This window comes from Paenibacillus gansuensis, from assembly GCF_042684925.1.
In the GTDB taxonomy this organism is placed as follows: Bacteria; Bacillota; Bacilli; order Paenibacillales; family DY6; genus Paenibacillus_N; species Paenibacillus_N gansuensis.
Genome location: NZ_JBHUME010000008.1, coordinates 266,242 through 285,226 on the forward strand (window position 1 = coordinate 266,242; position 18,985 = coordinate 285,226).

19 protein-coding genes are annotated in these 18,985 nt (G+C 46.4%); 8 read left to right on the top strand and 11 right to left on the bottom strand.

Annotated elements, in window-relative coordinates; translation table 11 throughout:
- Positions 1–57 precede the first annotated feature (57 nt).
- The 5 genes from ACFSUF_RS13435 to ACFSUF_RS13455 form a co-directional block, all read right to left on the bottom strand.
- The gene (locus ACFSUF_RS13435) at positions 58–681 is read right to left on the bottom strand and encodes a GyrI-like domain-containing protein (RefSeq protein ID WP_377603426.1); all 624 of its coding nucleotides are present in this window, start codon (positions 679–681) and stop codon (positions 58–60) included.
- Positions 682–1,297: 616 nt separating this feature from the next.
- Positions 1,298–1,804 carry an NUDIX domain-containing protein gene (locus ACFSUF_RS13440; protein ID WP_377603427.1) on the bottom strand — a complete coding sequence of 169 codons (507 nt, stop codon included), beginning with the start codon at positions 1,802–1,804 and terminating at the stop codon, positions 1,298–1,300.
- An 863-nt stretch (positions 1,805–2,667) separates the two neighbouring features.
- Positions 2,668–3,138, bottom strand: coding sequence for a peptide-methionine (R)-S-oxide reductase MsrB (gene msrB / locus ACFSUF_RS13445; RefSeq protein ID WP_377603428.1), 471 nt, complete (start codon positions 3,136–3,138; stop codon positions 2,668–2,670).
- A 1,116-nt stretch (positions 3,139–4,254) separates the two neighbouring features.
- Positions 4,255–4,830 (bottom strand): histidine phosphatase family protein, encoded by a 576-nt coding sequence (locus ACFSUF_RS13450; RefSeq protein WP_377603429.1) that lies wholly within the window; start codon positions 4,828–4,830, stop codon positions 4,255–4,257.
- A gap of 292 nt (positions 4,831–5,122) precedes the next feature.
- Positions 5,123–5,965: a helix-turn-helix transcriptional regulator gene (locus ACFSUF_RS13455; protein ID WP_377603430.1), complete on the bottom strand. Its 843-nt coding sequence runs from the start codon at positions 5,963–5,965 to the stop codon at positions 5,123–5,125.
- Positions 5,966–6,111: 146 nt separating this feature from the next.
- Between ACFSUF_RS13455 and fabF the strand changes: the two genes are divergently transcribed.
- Positions 6,112–7,350 (top strand): beta-ketoacyl-ACP synthase II, encoded by a 1,239-nt coding sequence (gene fabF, locus ACFSUF_RS13460; protein WP_377603883.1) that lies wholly within the window; start codon positions 6,112–6,114, stop codon positions 7,348–7,350.
- Between the two features lie 83 nt (positions 7,351–7,433).
- Here fabF and ACFSUF_RS13465 read toward each other — a convergent pair whose 3' ends face one another.
- From ACFSUF_RS13465 to ACFSUF_RS13475, 3 genes are all read right to left on the bottom strand, one after another.
- Entirely contained in the window at positions 7,434–8,036 is a 603-nt protein-coding gene (locus ACFSUF_RS13465) for a YjgB family protein (protein ID WP_377603431.1), read from the bottom strand.
- Positions 8,037–8,365: 329 nt separating this feature from the next.
- Positions 8,366–8,536, bottom strand: a complete 171-nt coding sequence (locus ACFSUF_RS13470; protein ID WP_377603432.1) for a hypothetical protein — start codon at positions 8,534–8,536, stop codon at positions 8,366–8,368.
- A gap of 219 nt (positions 8,537–8,755) precedes the next feature.
- Complete coding sequence (locus ACFSUF_RS13475; protein WP_377603433.1) at positions 8,756–9,337, bottom strand: NAD(P)H-dependent oxidoreductase; 582 nt, start codon at positions 9,335–9,337, stop codon at positions 8,756–8,758.
- A gap of 174 nt (positions 9,338–9,511) precedes the next feature.
- Between ACFSUF_RS13475 and ACFSUF_RS13480 the strand changes: the two genes are divergently transcribed.
- The gene (locus ACFSUF_RS13480; protein WP_377603434.1) at positions 9,512–10,528 is read left to right on the top strand and encodes an AraC family transcriptional regulator; all 1,017 of its coding nucleotides are present in this window, start codon (positions 9,512–9,514) and stop codon (positions 10,526–10,528) included.
- Between the two features lie 266 nt (positions 10,529–10,794).
- On the opposite strand, the gene ACFSUF_RS13485 is transcribed toward ACFSUF_RS13480, so the two are convergent.
- On the bottom strand, positions 10,795–11,286 hold the full coding sequence (locus ACFSUF_RS13485) for an Rrf2 family transcriptional regulator (RefSeq protein WP_377603435.1): 492 nt from the start codon (positions 11,284–11,286) through the stop codon (positions 10,795–10,797).
- 181 nt (positions 11,287–11,467) lie between these two features.
- On the opposite strand from ACFSUF_RS13485, the gene ACFSUF_RS13490 reads away from it, so the two are divergent.
- Positions 11,468–12,127 carry an FMN-dependent NADH-azoreductase gene (locus ACFSUF_RS13490; RefSeq protein WP_377603436.1) on the top strand — a complete coding sequence of 220 codons (660 nt, stop codon included), beginning with the start codon at positions 11,468–11,470 and terminating at the stop codon, positions 12,125–12,127.
- 164 nt (positions 12,128–12,291) lie between these two features.
- Here ACFSUF_RS13490 and ACFSUF_RS13495 read toward each other — a convergent pair whose 3' ends face one another.
- On the bottom strand, positions 12,292–12,642 hold the full coding sequence (locus ACFSUF_RS13495; protein ID WP_377603885.1) for a carbohydrate ABC transporter permease: 351 nt from the start codon (positions 12,640–12,642) through the stop codon (positions 12,292–12,294).
- Positions 12,643–12,645: 3 nt separating this feature from the next.
- Positions 12,646–12,963 (bottom strand): hypothetical protein, encoded by a 318-nt coding sequence (locus ACFSUF_RS13500; protein ID WP_377603437.1) that lies wholly within the window; start codon positions 12,961–12,963, stop codon positions 12,646–12,648.
- 187 nt (positions 12,964–13,150) lie between these two features.
- Here ACFSUF_RS13500 and ACFSUF_RS13505 point away from each other — a divergent pair, with 187 nt between their 5' ends.
- The 5 genes from ACFSUF_RS13505 to ACFSUF_RS13525 all read left to right on the top strand — a co-directional run bounded on the left by ACFSUF_RS13505 (position 13,151) and on the right by ACFSUF_RS13525 (position 18,270).
- Positions 13,151–13,828, top strand: coding sequence for a FadR/GntR family transcriptional regulator (locus tag ACFSUF_RS13505; RefSeq protein ID WP_377603438.1), 678 nt, complete (start codon positions 13,151–13,153; stop codon positions 13,826–13,828).
- A gap of 133 nt (positions 13,829–13,961) precedes the next feature.
- Positions 13,962–15,284 carry an ABC transporter substrate-binding protein gene (locus tag ACFSUF_RS13510; RefSeq protein WP_377603439.1) on the top strand — a complete coding sequence of 441 codons (1,323 nt, stop codon included), beginning with the start codon at positions 13,962–13,964 and terminating at the stop codon, positions 15,282–15,284.
- Between the two features lie 78 nt (positions 15,285–15,362).
- Entirely contained in the window at positions 15,363–16,244 is an 882-nt protein-coding gene (locus tag ACFSUF_RS13515; protein ID WP_377603440.1) for a carbohydrate ABC transporter permease, read from the top strand.
- A complete protein-coding gene (locus ACFSUF_RS13520; protein WP_377603441.1) occupies positions 16,245–17,072 on the top strand; it encodes a carbohydrate ABC transporter permease in 828 nt (275 codons plus the stop codon).
- A 34-nt stretch (positions 17,073–17,106) separates the two neighbouring features.
- The gene (locus ACFSUF_RS13525) at positions 17,107–18,270 is read left to right on the top strand and encodes a trans-sulfuration enzyme family protein (protein ID WP_377603442.1); all 1,164 of its coding nucleotides are present in this window, start codon (positions 17,107–17,109) and stop codon (positions 18,268–18,270) included.
- Positions 18,271–18,985 lie beyond the last annotated feature (715 nt).

Consider the following 18,985-nt stretch of genomic DNA (forward strand, 5'->3'; position numbering starts at 1 on the left):
AAAAAGATATCGTCCGAGACTGCCGCTGTTTTAATCAACTAACGTATATCCAGATTTTCAGGCTTTGTTTACAGGGAATCTTAGCACCGTCTTCATCTTTGACGGCTCCGTCTTTCGGGGGTCCGATAAATAAATTTCTCTATGAATTTTGCTTGATCGGATGATTCCATGTTCCGTACAAAAAGCCTCCATTTGCGCAAAACTTTCCGGCTCATTGTCAAAGCTTCCCCTATGCATCATTTGACAACTCAATCCATCTTCCACATGCTCAAACCGAACTTTCTCAAGGAACGGGTTTTGTTTTTTCCTTTTCACCTGTTCCAAAAATCGGACGAACCCTTCTTCAGTCAAAAAATCGGGCTGGCGTATCATGATCGTATACTTAAAATTGTTCTTGTCTGTCGCGGGTTTTGACCGGTCAAGCAAGTCCCATTCGCCCTCAAGCGGAAAAACCGTATATTCATAATATCCAACAGGTACATCTTCACTTTTGTAGGACATCCGCACCGCATAACTCATGCTGTACAATGCTTCTACTGCTTTGGCAAATTCTTCGCCGTTAGGATCCCCTGATCCGCTGACCATAAAGAAAGGCATCCTTGGCACTTGCACAATTTCAGGCTTCGTTTTTGGCATATAAAGCTGCTTGTAATCTTTTTTATAATCTACCTTTTTGGTCAAGACGGTGTCTCCTTTTTTGAGTATAAATAGATAACCGGGTTAACCCCCGCTAGTTTCATAACCTAAACTCCTCACTGTGGCAGCCTTAATTCAACTATGGATCGATAGGTATAATCATTTATCTCCATACTTAAACTGTCAAGAACATTATGATAAGATAATGTATTTTCATATGTTTGTTTCCCTTCACAGATTTAGACAACTGTATCGCTAATAATCTTCACAAATCCGTTTTTGAAGGCGGTATTGATGACGTTCCATATGCTCTGATTCGTGGTTTCGCCAAACAGATGCCACGTATCCGCTGTGGCGTCGTAAACCAAAGATTTAGGGTAGCCAACGAGCATTTTCCGAAGGAAAGGCGTTAGTTCGTGAATATATGTCGAATCGTTTGATCGTTTTTCCCTTTTTGTCTAAAAAATCATATTGTCCAATTTTGTAATAGGAACCAAGAGTGTCGATGTTATACATCCAGGAGTACTCGGCTGGTTCTTCATGGCAAACTCCCTAGTTCCTCGGGATTACTTGTATGGAATACCATTCTTTCGGCATTATACATAACTACCCGTTAGTTGAGTAAAGGCTGTTGATCAATTGATCTGAAACCTCCACCGTGTTACAAGCAATCGTTTTCCGGTACCGTAAACAACTTACTTTGTTGAATATCGTGTTCTTCAACATAATTACGATACTTATTGCCGTTGTGGTAATCAACAATGTCTTGAATAATTTCTGGGTAGAGTTGAATCGAATGTAATTCCGAAATCGGTATCCATTTTACGGCCGTTTGATTGGAGTCTGGCTTTTGCGGGAGTTGGGGGGTTGATCCTGCTTTCAGTTCGCATTTAAATGTAATACCGACAGAGTGTCTGTTGCCATAAATGAAGTTGTTTTTAGCGGGTTGATATTCATAAACAAATGCAACTGATCCGACTTCCACATCGACGCATGCTTCTTCTTTTGCTTCCCTCTTAACAGCTTCAACAAAAGTTTCGCCTGGTTCAAGACCACCTGCGGGAAGATTGTAATGCACACCGTCATCATCGTCGTTTTTATATTCAATAAGCAAAATGGCCTCATCCTGAATGATCAAAGCACAAGCACGAAGCCGTATCTGTTCCACCCAGTCACTTCCTTCGACTTTAAGTAATCTATCATGGAGTATTATACATTACCTATTGCCTCAAGAAGAGATTTATTGAGCAAAACTGCACGTTAGTTGAATAAAGGCTGATGATCAATCGGAACTGCAGTTTTACTGTGTTATTTCGCTATCGTTCCCCGTTAGCGTAGCCTGAGGAACGGAATACATATATATGGATACTGCAGCAAAATATTCGAATACAATGTGCAGCAATCTGTCAGGAATGAGATACTTTTCTTTTTCTTCTCACTCGATAAATGAGCAAAGATTATAACCGTTCCTTGCAAAATATACCTTTATTGACATGCCCTGCTCCTAGGCATACATCCAATCTAAGCTTTAACTCTGGGCATAAACTAGGTATAAATCTAGTTTCAATAAGGAGTGAACCTCGAATATGGGATATATGCCTACCTACGCCTTGAATCCCCTCGGCCTTCAAAATTGTTTATATCGTTTCACGTATATGTGGCTTAGAAACGGAGATAATTTCTGGTTTTTTTTGACGACTGTCGGGGAATCAAGAGCCTTTGGCTACAGGTTTTTCGGAGGAAGATGGAATCAATATTCGATTGCATTAAGAGATATTGCTTCCTTCAATTGTTCTCCAATTCCAACTCTTTATTAAACACTGGGCCGTTCCTTATAATAAGTAGTCCCGAATATCGTACACGCTTTAAGATCAACTCCCGCATTGCAGACTCTCCCCAAAAAACGCCAATCCCATGGATTAGCGTTTTTTTCGTAAAATTAATCTGATCAATTTTCACAAAATATACGGGGAACGATTACAAGCAAAATGTAAAGCACCTATGGTATTTTTGCATACTGGGCTCCATACATTAATCCTTAAAATGCTTTAGATATTCACCATACCCGTTTTTTTCTAGATCCGCTTTCGGAATAAACCTCAAGGCGGCAGAATTTATACAGAATCGCTGTCCCGTTGGCCCAGGTCCGTCATTGAACACGTCACCCAGGATGGAGTCGGAATCCTTGCCTCTGGCTTGGGTTCCAAGAAAGAGAGCTTTATTTTTCAACACGACGTCGCCCTCGTCCAAGGACTTCGAGAAACTCGGCCAGCCCGTGCCCGCATCGTATTTGTCCCGGGAGCTGAACAACGGCTTTCCGGAAATGATATCAACATAAATGCCTTCTTCTTCGTTATTCCAATACTCATTGTTAAACGGCTGCTCGTCGGCGCCATGCTGTGTGACTCTATATTGAAGCGGGGTGAGTTCCTTGAGCTTCTCCTCTTTGTTAAAGTCTTTATTGGCAGCTTTGTTCGGATCTTCCTTTGATTTAAAAAACACCGTACGTCCACTCCTTCGTTCATTTTCTATTCCATATCTTTTGTATAACAGCTCCTCGAATGGAGAACAACTCGCTAAGTTAGTAAATATCCGTCATTCGACAAACGACAGTTTTTATAGGCTGGATTTTTAGTATATCCTCCCGTATATCCGGTTACACAATAGATAGCCATCTAGTTTTCTCAAACGTTTCTTCGTGTGCCAGAAGCAGCCACCCCCGAACATAGCCATCTCAGTCTTGTTAAACGACGGTATATATAAAACGCAGCTACAAAAGCAATCACGAATCAGCGTTCGAACTGTATCTGCGGTTTGTTACTTGTATTGTATTGTAGCAAGCAGAGAACGACTGCAAAACTGCGGGAAGTCATGTCTTTACACAAGAGAAGGCAACACTATTGTCCGCTAAAAAAATGAAATTTTTCAGTTCTATGCTAAAAGTCATGCCACCACACTGAATTTACAAAAGAGCATTTCCATAATTGTTGATTTAAATATCGCCGAGCGAAGCTAAATATCCCCTCTTTTCATAATTTCTGATAATACCCTCCAAAGCCGCATGCATAATTATGCATTATTAATTTTTGTTCCCAGCTACCCATGTTTAGTTACAAAAAAGCCTCGATCAATGCTGATCGAGGCTGACTCTTAACTAGCTCTACACTGCTTTTTGAATACTGTGCCAGGTCGTTTTTGCAGACAACGTAGGGAGATAGGTACCGGCGAAAATAAATTCCATTTGCGTTTCTTCTGACATGTGTCTTAATATTTTAAACAATTCCAAACTTCAAATATTCCTGAGGTCGACACTCCGCCTCTGGATGACGTCGTCTCAGTAACTCGGGATGGTGCGTTCGTTCTGTCCAACACCGATACGGCCGATCCATGAGCCGTTGCGTCAGCTTGCCCGGAGTCGAGCCACCGCCATTACCTCTAACGTCAATAACGAGCGCAGTGGCAACGCGTACTATAACAAAATCCCTTTTATATTGCAGTGGGATTTTAAATAACACTCAATATTTCTATTGCTATGCTGCTAGTTTGTTGAGCGGATCGCGTTGCAACGAAAACAAGCGATGGAACGGTTCCATCGCCCTGGTATCTTTCCCAGTTAGCTTAATCCAAATCCTCATTCCACAGTCTTATTACTTCTTTTAATTCTAAATTTTCAAAACGTAATTTATAAATATCTGGTTTCTTTAATTGATTTAAAAAATCCAAACCATAACTTGAATCAAAATAATTCATCATCAAAGTCATTACAAGTCCATGTGTTCCAATAGCTATTTTTTTCCCTGAGTGTTCTTTTAATATGTTTTTTATCACTGATATCGATCTATTCTGGCAATCAGAATTAGACTCCCCACCCGGTAAAGAATAATCAAAATCATAAAATTTCTCTCTAATAACTGACATTAGCTCAGCATCTTCAATAATTTCTCCAGCAAAACACCTTTCCCTGAGACCTTCAAATGTTTTGATATCTAATCCTAAGTATTGTGCCAATCCCTCAATACTCAGGATTGCTCGGTTATACGGGCTAGATATAGCAACATCTATTCCTTCTTCTTTAAGAATTTCTGTAACTTTTTCAACATCGCCCTTGCCCTTAGTGGTGAGTCCTCTTGTTCTTTCGGTTCCTTCAGTGTATGGTGATTCAGCATGCCTAACCATATAGATGATGGTCTTCATATAATCCTCCTTGAAATGCTTACTTATTATATTACTTTGATTTCACATAACGTGATATTGACGAAGTTCGTGAATATTCGTCTCAAAAAGTATTTGCGAAGTCATTCAGCTATCCTGCCCTTTATCTTAACGAGGCGGCACCGACCCGTTCGGGCAGATGGGTGAAGCTGGCATCTGGTGAGCGAACGGCCGGACGCCCTGGCTTCGCTTGAGAATATGTACATAATAACAGCGGCAGTCCTAGACAGGAAGACAGGGTCCCAGACTTGCCGCTGTTCAATATTAGATCATATTAAGATGTCCGATGCATCAGCTTCTGCAGTTTGGATTCCGTAGAGGATTCCGGAGCCGGCGTGTAGATGCTGCAGCGCAAATCGACATCACCTTGCAGTTGAAGAGAGGTTAGATGAAACAGCATCTTGCCTGCTTTGGAATGTCGGAATTCGATGAGTACCTCGGGGGCGGTTTTCACTTCGCTCTGTTCCCAGAATGTTTGAAAATCAGGGTGAAGATCTGCCATCTCCCGAAGAAATTCATCATACCATGGATCTTCCACATACTGCCCGTAATAAGCTCTGAAAATGGCAAGAAACCCTCCCACGAAATGCTCCCAATTTCCGGCCAAACGCTGCAGTTCTTTGCGCGAAAATAACAGCCGGATCATGTTTCTCTGGTCGGGAGGAACATGATCAAAATCAAGAAACACATGGGAAGCCGCCTTATTCCATCCAATAATGTTATATCTCCTATCGGTAATGATAGTTGGACAGAATTGGAGTTCGTCCATAATCTTACGTAACGGGGGGCTGATTTCTGTCTGCTCCTCCGGCAGTACAGCGGGGACCGGAGAAGTTTCTAAAGCTAGACTATGAAGATACTTTCTCTCATCCATAGTCAGCTGCAAGGCGAAAGCGATACAATCAAGAACAGAACTGGACATCCGGATATCCCTCCCCTGTTCAAGCCATGTATACCAGGTAGTGCTCACCCCTGCCAATTGAGCCACTTCCTCCCTTCGTAATCCGGGAGTCCTTCTGCGCATACCTGAAGCTAATCCTACGTCCTCCGGTCGAAGCTTGTCCCTCTTCGCTTTTAAAAACACCGATAACACCTGTAACCTTGCTTCCCTATCCATATTCCCGCCCCCCATCCAGTAGCTAGATTGATACATAAGTCCTTTATCATGGTAGTTATTATACTATGATAAAGGATAACTTGTAATAGGATATAATAAATGGCATCATCTTTATAAATATTGATATAAAGGAGTCATTTACAATGATGGAACGCGTTGTTATTACAGGTATGGGAGTCGTTTCCCCTTTGGGAAACAACATAGACAACTTTTGGAATGGGCTGATACAAGGGAAATCAGGCATTGCAAAAATCGTATCTTTCGACCCGTCCGAATATAAATCGCAAATCGCCGGAGAAGTAAAAGATTTTAACGGGGAGCTTCTATTCGGGCGCAAGGAAGCGAAGCGGATGGAGCGCTTCTGCCAGTTTGCCCTAGCGGCTGCGGAACAGGCTTTTGCCGATTCGGGGCTTTCGCCGGAGCAGACCAACCTGGAGCGTATGGGAGTCATTGTCGGTTCAGGTGTCGGTGGGATTCAGCTTCTGATCGACCAGGGGGGCGTTCTTTCAAACCGCGGTCCGGATCGGGTCAGCCCCTCGCTTGTACCCATGATGATTTCCAATATGGCTGCAGCCATAATAAGTATGAAATACGGCGCACTTGGATCAACCATGTCTCCGGTTACTGCCTGCTCTATTGGCAACACCTCCATCGGTGAAGCATTTCGTGCAATCCGGCATGGATATTTGGACACCGCTATTGCAGGCGGTACGGAAGCAGCAATTAGCGGTATTTCTTTAGCCAGCTTCGGAAACGCTACGGCGCTCTCCACACGCAATAGCGAGCCTGCCCAAGCGAGCCGTCCTTTTGATGCCAATAGAGATGGATTTGTCATGTCAGAAGGAGCCGGGATCCTGATCTTGGAATCACTCTCGCATGCAAAGAAACGGAATGCCCGGATTTATGCGGAAGTAATCGGATACGGAGCAAGCTCGGACGCTTATCATATGGTGGCTACCCATCCGGAAGGAACGGGCGCTTATCAGGCGATGAACATGGCATTGAGTGACGCGGGAATCAGGACCGATGAGGTTGATGTCATCAGTGCACACGCAACAAGCACCATTGTAGGCGACCGCTCGGAAACAAAAGCGATAAAAAAACTGTTTGGGTCCGACGCCTACCGCATTCCTGTAACGGCAAATAAATCAATGACAGGCCATCTGCTCGGCGCGTCCAGCGCAGTGGAAGCTATTGCGCTTATTAAGACATTGGAGACCGGCCTTATTCCGCCTACCATCAATCAGGAACAGCAGGATCCCGAGTGCGATCTGGACTATGTTCCCAATCATGTCCGGGAAGGAAATATAGAAATTGGAATCTCCAATTCCTTTGGTTTCGGCGGGCATAACGCCGTTATCGCATTGCGCTCTTATCGCGGATGAAGTTGATACGGCGTACTGCTTAAATATATAACATACGTATAAAAAAGGAGCTGTCGCGGACAGCTCCTTTTCATGGAAATCTTTTATTTAGCCGCTTGGGGCGAGTAGACATTAATATGATCTATATGGGCGACATGACCTTTTACAACGGAAGAAGGACCTACAAATTTGAGCTGATAGGCTCCTGCTGTGTAAACATATATTTTATCGTTGCCGGTGAACCGGACTTCTTTAGGCATGCCAAGCGTAGCAATTACCGAAGTAAAAGTCAGCGATTTGATGCCAACGGACGTATCGATGCTTTGGCCCAAATCACGCAAGTCGTATAGAGTTCCTTTGGAGTTTACGCCGATGGCATAGGCTCCCGCACCCATCCCGAAGTTGTAATTCTCATAATGCGCTCCGGTACCGCTGCCGGTTGTCGGCTTACCCCAAAACTTATGGATACTTGTAAGTGTTGATTTCCCGGAAATCCAAGGGGCTCCCGGTACTTTCCCCTGCTTGGCCAGGCCATAAATTTTCTTAATATAAGCGCTGCCCGTTTCAGCCTTAGACTGCACTGCAGCCGGGCTTTGGCTTGCTGCCTTTACCTGTACCGCGGAGACCATAGTGCCGGCAGCCAGGACCGCTGTCAGAGCCGCAATAGTCCATTTTGAAAACTTATTTGTTTTTTCTGTTGTTAACATGATGACTCACCTCTTCAGTAGTAGTTTCTGTTTCCCCTTACTCATCATAGAACTTTTCCGTGATGTACAAGTTACAAAAAAGTAAAGGAGCTCTTTACCAAAGAAGCGGCTCGCAGGAAACAAATTGTCCGCGGGCATGTTGTTTTCCAAAATCGGAGGACTATATTAAAAAATTTGCCGAACTCCCTCTTCAAAATATATTACTTCCCCAAAAATAATTAGCGTTCACCCCATTGAGTGAACGCCTAGCTACTTCATACTTTATCAGCTACATCAAAACTTTATTAGTTACTCATCACTTTATGACGAGAAGAGCAGTCTGCAATTACTCAAACTTGATTTTTGGGGATACCATTTAAACTTGGGACGTAATCAGCGGCCTTGCTGCTCGAAAGCGTTTGCGATTCTTCAGTGAAATTATCGTTATTCTGCTGATTGTTTTTCTTATCTGCTCGGTTATCTTCGCGGTCATACTTAGGATCGGCGTCATTTTTGGGCATAGCGTTCACCTCCATCTCATAATTAGTATGAGATGGAGGCTTGCATTTTATTCCAGTTGTGTAAACTAACTCAAAGAAGTGTAGGCAGCCGTGGACGAAAAAATAAAGTCCTAGACTTTATGAGCTGGTAGTGCCTATTTTGACTGCAATATCCGACCTCTACCGGGGAAGGCGGGCAGCAGGCGCGATATTTTTGCCCCTTAGAGCAACAGCAATAATTTAGGACAACTTCTCCCCGAGCCGCTTCACTTTATCCAGCCATTTGCCGCGCAGCTCAGTTGACGACGGCTTAACCGGGCCAATCTCGGTAACGCGAACGGGCGTTATTCCGCAAAATTGCAAAATATTGCGTTTCATCACGTTATGCCCGGCACGCTTATAGATCCATCGGTTATACCAGGACGGGGTGTCCATCGTGACGATCAAGTGTGCGGATTTGCCGGTTAGAAGCTTATCCCAAAGATTGGAGTTTTCACGGTATTTGAAGGCAAAACCCGGCAAAAAGACACGGTCGATAAAGCCTTTTAATAGGGCCGGCATCGCGCCCCACCAAGTCGGATAGATGAATACAAGGTGGTCTGCCCAGCGGATAAGCTGCTGAGCCTCGATTAAATCCTTTTCGAGCTCGGTCCTCTTGCGGTAACCAAATTTTAAGTTCGGATCAAAATCGAGCTTGCTTACATCGATTTTTTGAATGTGGACGCTATTAGCCGAAGCGCCTTTCGCATAAGCATCAGATAAGGCCGAGCAAAAGCTTTTTGAATCAGGATGTCCGTTAATAACGAGTATTTTTGATTTCATCGTTAAGTTCCTCCTCGAATGAAAACGCCATGTCTTAGAATTGCTGTCCATAATGGCGGTTTGCGATATAATATAGTGGCGTAGCCCTACAATTAGATTAAAACGAATACCAATATAAATGAATGATCAATGGCGCAAAAAGGGTTGCTGATTCACGCAAAGGAGGAATCGGGCTTGAATAACCAAGGGGTCGCCATCTCGATGGTCTATCCGATTATGAAGACTATCGTCCACAAAGGATACGATACCGAGCATTTTTGCAGCTATGCTTCGTTGGACGCCAGTCTGCTGCAGGATGTGGAAGCCCGCATTACGGGAGAGGAATTGGAGCGTTTAATGCTCGCAGCCGCTGCTTACACGGAAGACGACTATTTTGGCTTACAGCAAGGACAGATCATGGAGTTCGCCGATTTGGGCATTCTCGGTTATGTCATGATGCATTCCAAAACAATTGCCGAATCGCTAGCCGCCTATCAACGGTATAACGTAATTCTATGCAGCGGGTTCAATCTGGACTGGGAAGTGGAAGGGGACGAAGTCCTTATCCGGTTGTTCTTGCAGCATAACGGGCGGATGTCGCGTCATTGCGTGGAGGATATGGCGAGCTCGCTATACCGGTTGATGGGGAGACTTAGCAACCAGCGGATTCTCATAAATGAGGTTCTGTTTTCGCATGAAGCTCCTGCAGATACCGAGCCTTATCGGTCTGTATTCGGGAGAGTTCCCCTGTTCGGCGCGCATAGTAATGTTCTGCGCATGAGCAAGGATGTGTTATCCTATCCCGTTATGTATTCGGACTCCAAGCTGCTGGGCGTGTTTGAGAACATTGCGAAGGAAACCATGGAGGAGCTGATGCCTGCAAATTCGTTTTCCGAGCAGGTTATGCGGTGGATGAAGCAATGCGTACCGACTTTCTTTCCGACATTGCAGCAAACGGCAGAAGAGTTCGGAACTAGCACAAGAACGGTCCAGAATAAGTTAAAGGAAGAAAACATGACCTATAACGGTCTTTCTATCCGCGTTCGCAAGGAACTTGCTATGGGCTATTTAAGAAAATGGGAGTATTCGGTTGGCGAGATTGCTTATGCCATGCATTTTTCAGAACCAAGCGCCTTTCAGAACGCGTTTAAAAAGTGGACGGGGATCACGCCGGGACAATATCGGGCTAATCTCTTGAAAGTCAATGCCTGAGTATCTGAGGCACACGTAAAAAACGTCAGCTTCAAAAAAAAAGTGTTAGATTTGGTTGTATACAGAAACAGCGGCAGCCTTGGACTGAAAATAAAGTCCTAGACTGCCGCTGTTTGATTGAACTAACGTTCCCTGTTAGCGTAACAAGACTACCGCACAATCCTCGGCAGCCTCGTGGTATAATCCAGATTCATTTTGTTCTTAGGGCAAGAGTCGGGATGGCGAACCTTGGGACTAATTTCGCATTAGGTCAGCTTGAATTTTATTTATAAATAGTTTTGACTACCCATTCGTACTTTCTCAGGCAAAACACGATCCAGCTCCCTAATTAACCAAGCAAGAGTTTTTTTACGTAAAGCCTCACGCATATGCTCTTCTGCTTCTAGCATTGCCAAGTTAATTGTACATATTGGATTGCTTTGAGTACATGACGTATATGCTTCATCATCTCTATACTTTAAACTCGTTTTTAGTATATTTTTACATTGATAAATAGGTTTCTTCCCTTCAACCGCTTCAATTACATCCCAAAACGAAATCTCTTCGGGAGGTTTAGCTAATTTATATCCACCCTTTACACCAGGTGAAGAAGTTACAATACCAGACTTGGACAATTTACCGAAAACTTTCGAGAGATACGTTTCCGAAAGCCCTTGGACTTCTGAAAGGTCTTTTATTCCTATGCTTTCCTCTTCTGGTATGTCTATTAAATAAACAAGGCTGTGCAATGCATATTCAACCATTATGCTGTACGACATATAAATCACCTGCTTTCATGTAAAGAACATACAATTACATAATATAGCACCCATTACATTTTGTGAACTTACATAAATTCCCAGGTTATATAAATTGACATGCCACTGGGGTGGATATATTATAGACTATGTTAATCGTCGATTAAGTAAGTCTACAATAAAAACTTAGGAGGAACTATACATGGGAAAGTTACTTATCATCAATGCACACCCGGATTTTGATTCTAAATCCTCTGCAAGTCTAGATGTGTTTAATTACTTTCTAAACGTATACAAAGAGAAGCATTCCAAAGACGAGGTCATTGAACAAATCAATCTATACGACGAAGAAGTACCCTTGTTAGATAAAACTGTACTTAGCGCATGGTCGAAACAAGCGGAAGGCAAAGAATTAACAAGTCAAGAAAAAAAAGTAACAGATCGCATGAGTGAGCTATTAAAACAATTCAAAAGTGCTAGTAAGTATGTCATTGTATTCCCAATGCATAACTTTAGTATCCCCACAAAACTAAAAGATTATATCGATAATGTTTTGATTGCAAGGGAAACGTTTAGATATCTAGAGGCTCCATTGAGTAACGGAAGAGCATCCGTCGGACTACTCGATGATGGAAGAAGCGTAGTTACAATTCAAGCGAGTGGATCAATTTACACCAATAATGACTTTTATACCGAACTGGAGTACTCAAATAAATTTTTGAAGTCCATCTTTTATTTAATGGGAATCGAAGATTTTGAAGCAGTTCGAATCCAGGGAACTGCATTCTTGGACAGAAATGAAGTATTACAAAAAGCATATAAAGAAGCTGAAGAGCAAGCTTCAAAATTAGCAGCTAAATAAGAAATTTGTCAGCCGATCTGTTTGATCGGCTGTTTTCCATTCATTTGGGATACGGTTCTCCGCGTTAGTCCGAGTCGTTAATCCTGTCGTTTCCAACCCATTGTATCCAATCCCGCAAAAGGTAATTCCGGTTCAATTTATTTGACCATCGTCCGATTTTCCAATTACCCTTTAACCGCACCCGCCGTGATTCCAGAAACGATTTTGTCCTGGAGCATCATATACGCTGCCACGCTGGGAATAATCGCAATGACGATCGCAGACAACAGATAAGAATACCGGGTTGAAAAGTTTCCCTGGAACCGCATTATTCCGAGTTGAATGGGTTTAAATTGTTCGTCACTGATAAAGATTAGACTAAAAAGTAAATCGTTCCACGAGCCGAGAAAATTAAAAATCGTTATCGTCGCAAGCGGTGGAGCCAAAAGCGGAAAAATGATTTTCCAAAAGGCTTTGGGCAATGTACATCCGTCCATAACAGCAGATTCTTCCATTTCCTTGGGAATGCCTTGAATAAATCAGGAAAGAACGAAAACGGAAAATGGGATTGCGAATGCGACAAAGATGACGATCATGGTGAGTCTCGGGTAGTTGAGGCCAAGTTTTGACACGGTGATGTAAAGTGGCACCAGAGTGGAATGAACGGGTACCATCAGGCCCAGCAAGAAAAATCCAAGCGTCCGTTTGCTAAGCTTCCATTTCAGCCGCACGATCGCGTAAGATGCTATCGAACAAATGAAGATGGTGATAACGACACTGAGTAAGGAGTAATACAAGCTGTTAGAAAAGTATCTGCCGACCTCGTATTGACTCCACACTTGAAAATAAACGTTCAAGTCCCATTTTCCCGGGAGACCCCAAGGGTTCACATGTTCCTGACCAAGCTTAGTTTGAAAATCGTTTTAATCCAAATGCGGCGGAATGTGACACAGTTCACCCCGTATCGTTCATTGACACCACCAGCCGTTTTCCCTATCATGAAAACATAACTCAGGCGATAAGTTGGAAAGGGGGCTCGCAGTATTGGGCAAGATTCGCAAGGTTAACGTCCACGAGCTGGTTGCAAAAGAGATTCAGTCCTATATCGAGGACAAAGCGCTTCAGGAAGGGGACAAATTGCCTTCCATGGAGGAGATGGTCCGCATGTTCGGCGTCGGCCGCTCGTCGCTCCGCGAAGCGATCCGATATCTCGAAGCGGTTGACATCGTCAGGGTCGAGAACGGCAAGGGCATCTATGTCCGGGATGTCCACAGCTTCCGATTCACGGGCAAAGTTAAGATTGAGAATGAGAAGCGTTTCCTGCTGAATGTACTGGATGTGAGGCGCGCCCTGGAAGGCAAGGCGGTCGTACTCGCCGCCGGACGGGCGACACCGAAGCAAATCGAGGATCTGACGCAATGCCTCGACGAATACCGCGCACTGAAGGAGGCGGGCAAGGACACCTCGCAGATCGATCTGGCCTTCCACCGTCTTGTGATCAAAGCGTCCGGCAACGCCATTCTAGAGAGCGTGCTTCAGTCGATTTCCGGCTTGTACGAGAAGTTTTTCAACGAACCGCTGGGCGACGAGCGCCTGTTCGATGAGACGTATCCGTTCCACATCACCATTTACGAAGCGATCGCCGATCACGATCCGAAACGCGCGGAGCAGGAATTCAACCGTATGATGGATTCGATCGAAGAGATCATCAAATTGTATTGAGCTCCGCAGCCGCTCGCTCATTTTTTTTCATTTTTTTTCATTTTAACCCTCTTGACAGAGATGAATGCGCTTTCTATAATCAACCTATCAGACAGGATGACTGGCTGATACATTGATATGGGGGGAAATGACTTTGCGGAAAATCGTTACGATTCTACTCTCTATGATCCTTCTTGCCGGCCTGCTAGCCGCATGCGGCGACGGCGGCACGAACACGAAGAGCGAAGGAACCGGCACCAAAGCTTCCGGCGAGAAAGTCAAGCTTCGCATGGTAGAGAGCTTGACCAGTCCGAAAAGGACCGAACTCATTAAACAGGCAATCGAATCGTTTGAAGAGCAAAACCCGAATATTACGATCGAACTAGTCTCGCCGCCCTTCGATCAGGCGGACAACAAAATCCGGACGATGCTATCGGCCAAGCAGGACGTCGACATTCTTGAGGTGCGCGACCTGACTGTAGCGGAGTTCGTTAACAACGGCTACATCGAACCGCTCGACGCCTTAGTCGATTCCTGGTCCGACAAAGGGACGCTGAGTCCGGTCGCCCGGTCGGTCGGCACCGTCGACGACAAGCTCTTTTTCATCGCCAACGGCTTGTACCAGCGTCAAATGTTCTATCGGAAAGACTGGTTCGACGCGAAGGGACTGCAACCGCCAACAACCTGGCAGGAGCTGTACGAGACGGGCAAGACGCTGACCGATCCTGCAGCCAACCGGTTCGGCTTCTCCTTCCGCGGCGGGCCGGGCTCCAACGGCAATACGGACGCTATGATTCTCTCTTACAACGGGGACAATGTAAATCTGGAAGACTCCATGTTCCTGAAGGACGGCAAGACGGTCTTCTCCTCCCCGGAGGCTAAGCAGGCCACGGAGCTGTATATGAAGATCTACAAGGAGACTTCGCCGCCGGACTCTATCAACTGGGGCTTTCAGGAGCAGGTGCAGGCTTTCACCTCCGGCGTAACGGCAATTCTGCTGCAGGACCCGGATGTCATCCAGACGCTGGAAACAGGAATGGACAAGAACACATGGGCGACGGCGCCGATGCCGAAGGGTCCCGGCGGGAAAGCGCTGATCTCCGCGGGCGGCGCCGGCTGGGGTATCACGTCGTTCTCGAAGAACAAGGACGCGGCGTTCAAGCTAATTTCCTTCCTGTCCAGTCCGCAGCAAAATATCGAATTTTCGAAGAAGTTCGGCCTCATTCCGATTCACTCTTCGGCGTCCGAGGATCCGTTCTTTCAATCGGGCCCATACAAGACACTGCTTGATATGAGCAACAAGCCCGACGATTTCGTCAACTATAAGCCGCCGTTCACCTATCCGGGAACCGGCAAGTGGGGCGAGATCAGCTCCAGCTCGCAGCAGAGCTACCTGCTCGGCAAGCTGAGTCTGGACGACCTTCTCAAGCAATGGGATCAATATTGGACCGACCAAAAGAGCCAAGTGAGCAAATAACCGGCAATCCGTTGGAACATCGTGATGGGCGGAATCCGCTGTCCATCACGATTTTCATTCCAAGAAGGTGGTGCATAAATGTCTAACCGGAGGCTGTTCATTACACTAAGTCTGGTCCCTGCGCTGCTGCTGGTACTGGTATTCACGTGCTACCCGTTCCTAAAAGGGATCGTCATGGCATTTCAGGACTACAGACTGTTCGACCTGACGAATGTGCGGTTTGTGGGCCTCGACAACTTCGAGACGGCCTTCCAGGATCCCAAGTTCAAGGGCGCCCTGAAGAACAGCGCCTATTGGGTCTTCTTCTCGCTCGTCTTCCAGTTCCTGATCGGCTTCACGCTTGCCATGACGCTGAGGAAGCCGTTTCGCGGACGCGGCGTCTACCAGGGCTTCGTGTTCTACTCCTGGGCGCTTTCCGGATTCCTTATCGGTATGATCTGGAAGTGGCTTTTCAACTCCCAGCTCGGGCCAATCAACGATCTCCTGCTGCGAACCGGCCTCATTGACCAGCGCATTGGCTTCCTATCCGATCCCGACTGGGCGATGGTGTCCGTCGTCGTAGCCAACATCTGGTACGGCATCGCGTTCTTCGCGATCATGCTCCTCGCGGCGCTGCAATCCGTTCCGGGCGAGCTTTACGAGGCCGCTGACATTGATGGCGCTGGCGGCGTACGCAAGCTGCTGAATGTGACGCTGCCCTACATCATGCCAACAATCATCGCGACGACGCTGCTGCGGGCGATCTGGATTTTCAACGACCCGACCATTATTTACGGCCTGACGAACGGCGGTCCAGCGGGAAGCACCCACGTCCTCGCCTCCTATATGCTGGACAAAATTATTTACGCCGGCGAATATGGTGCTGCGTCGGCCGTCGGCGTGATGATGATTGTCATTCTGCTGCTATACACCCTGTTCTATCTTTCGGTTACGAGGTCAAGCAAGGCGGAGGATTTTTAAATGAAGAAACGAATACTCTTCGGACTCAAGCTGCTGTTTCTGTCGCTCCATTTCATCGTCATGGTTTTCCCACTGTACTGGATCGTCATGACGTCGTTCAAGCCGCAGAAAGACATTTTTACATTCCCGCTTCACTACTGGCCTAAACGGTTCTCGTTGCAGAATTATATCGATATTTTCCGCATCTCCAAGTTCCATATCTATATCGCCAACAGTCTGCTGATCTCCGTTGTCGCGGCCCTCATCGTCATCGTCATTGCGATTCTAAGCGCTTATGTGATGGCACGCTTTTCCTTCCGCGGCCACAAGCAGATTCTGATGGCATTCTTCGCCACGCAGATGCTGCCCGGCTTCGTCTCTCTGGCGCCGCTCTATCTGCTTATGTCGGATTTGCACCTTATCAACAACCGGATGTCGCTGGTGCTGATGTACACGGTCGGACTGATCCCGTTCTCGGCGATCATGCTTAGGGGGTTCTTCCAGCGGATTCCCTCGAGTCTTGAGGAGGCTGCCATGATTGACGGCTGCTCCCGTCTCTCCGCGCTCGGACGGGTTATCATTCCGGTCATGCTTCCCGGCATCGCTTCAACGTTCATATTCGCATTCGTCCAGAACTGGAACGAGCTGTTCCTGGCCGTCATGTTCATCGATTCCGAGCCGTTTAAGACGCTTCCGGTCGCCATGAACTCCTTCATTTTGAAGTTCGACGTCAACTGGGGAGCGCTGTCCGCAGGAACGGTGCTGTCTGTCATCCCAACCGTGCTGCTATTCGCGATTGCCCAGCGGTTTATTGTGGCGGGTCTTACACAAGGGGCGGAGAAGGGTTGAGCGCCATTCATTTCCAGCATCGGAGGAATACACTATGACAACTCGCACATCTCGGTCTGATTTTACGACGGTGTCTTACGACCCGATCGATACCCGCCATCACGGCTCCATTGCTGTCCCCGTTTATCAAAGCAGCCTTTTCGCCCATGAAACGTATGCACAATTCGAGGAGGCGTTCGAGGATCTGTTCCTGACGCCGGTGTACTCACGTGGCCGAAATCCAACCGTGGCGTTTCTCGAGGAGAAGCTGGCGGTACTGGAGAGCGGTGAAGCGGCACGCTGCTTCGCCTCGGGCATGGCCGCCATCACCGCGGCCATCATGTCTTGCGTGAATCAGGGCGATCACGTGCTATGCGTCAGCCAGGCTTACGGGCCGACGCGCGAATTTTTCACCTCCTATCTGACGCGTTTCGGCATAGAGACGACCTATGTCGACGGAACGTCGATGGAGGCGCTTCGGCAGGCGGTGCTGCCCAATACCGCACTGCTCTATCTGGAAAGCCCGACCACGATGCGGTTCGAAGTGCAGGATCTATCAGCCTGCACGGAGCTTGCGCGCAGCATCGGTGCCCGAACCATCATTGACAATACGTGGGCAACGCCGATTTTCCAGAAGCCCCTGGCCTTCGGCGTCGATCTCGTCGTGCATTCGCTGACCAAGTACGTGTCGGGTCATAGCGACTGCGTCGGAGGTGCGGTGATCGGCTCGAAGGAGCTTATCAACCGGCTTAGCACGAGTGAGTACATGCTCTTCGGCGGCATTATGGCGCCACAGATCGCCGCGCTACTGATCCGAGGGCTGCGCTCGCTCCCCCTTCGGATGCAGCGCCACCAGGAAACGGGTCTTCAGGTGGCAGCCCACCTGGAGCGGCAGCCGCACGTGATCCGCGTCAATCATCCCGGGCTACCGTCACACCCCCAGCATGAGCTGGCGAAGCGGCAGATGTCCGGTTACGGTAGCCTGTTCTCCTTCGTGACCGACGAGCCGATCGCGAGATTGAAGGCGTGGTCCGACCGGTTGCACTACTTTAAGATCGGCGTCAGCTGGGGCGGCTTCGAGAGTCTGATCGTTGTCAACGAAATCCCGGACGGCGAAGCGGGCGACCGGCGGATCGTCAGGCTCTACGTCGGTCTCGAGGATCCTGCCGACCTGATCGCGGACCTCGACGAAGCCTGGGCGCGGGTCCGCGATCTGTAAATCGCTGCATACGCTAAACAGCGCCTCTCCCGTGGGGCGCTGTTTTTGCGACGTGTGGCGTATTTTAACGCTTGGACGGGGAATTTCCACCCGTCATGCACAACGTTACCCATGATATTAAGCTTAATGTTCCATTACGTTTCGCAAATTTATTTAAATATAAGAGGATGTTAAAAGTATTGAAGAAGTAGATAGTTGGTAAATACAATATCCGTCCTAGACCTGTATTAGGAAAGTTAAGAATTAAGAATGTGATCGTAAGTATTGAAGGTAACATTGCAAGTAAATATTTTTCTGAGTTATTCCCATTCCAAAAATTATTCGATTTAACTCTGGGCAGTCCAAAAAATGTTGTATTACAGTCAGTACATTTATGTACATACGGAATAAAAAAGGGAGCTAATGCAATCAACGCTCAATAACCAATATCACCCATAAAAAAGTAAAAAGACAAAAATATATAAATAGAAAATAATAGTCTTGTATTAATTGAACTCATCTGTTTGATATGAATACTATGACATTTAGAACAGTTCTCCATTTCCAACCTCATCCTAATCAGAGAATAATTTATTTAAACTCATAAGGCTTTACCATTAAACTATACTGCCCGTTACTTCAATGGTCATCAAAAAGGAGCTGTCATCGCGACAGCTCCAAACTATCGTATCCGCTTACCTACTCCTCAACCTCAAATATGGAGTCAATTATTATT